General features: G+C 53.8%; 1 pseudogene. It reads right to left on the bottom strand.

The window, feature by feature from the left end:
- Positions 1-250, bottom strand: a pseudogene (locus KVT27_RS24420) (discoidin domain-containing protein); the annotation flags it as partial.
- Positions 251-277 lie beyond the last annotated feature (27 nt).

The following is a 277-nucleotide window of genomic DNA, read 5'->3' as shown; positions in this document are numbered from 1 at the left end:
AAGCATCGCCGCTGTTCGCCGTAATGTTCAACCGGTAATAGAGATACGGCGTTTCATTCGCGAAGTCATAGACTTGGGTCTGAAACCGTTCGCTGAACGATTGGTTCGTTCTCGTATCCAGCGTCGTCCAGGCGCTGCCGTCATTGGAGCCTTCGAACTGCCAGTTCTTCGGGTCCCTTCCCGGCGAATCGTTCGCAGAGGATAAGGCATATCTGACGACTGCAGACGGTTCGCTAAGCTTGAATCTCAACCACGAAGTCGAGCTCGTATCGAGCCA

The sequence above is a fragment of the Lysinibacillus sp. GbtcB16 genome (genome assembly GCF_019091145.1).
GTDB classification, from domain to species: domain Bacteria; phylum Bacillota; class Bacilli; order Bacillales_A; family Planococcaceae; genus Lysinibacillus; species Lysinibacillus fusiformis.
This window is presented reverse-complemented; position numbering and strand designations above follow the sequence as displayed.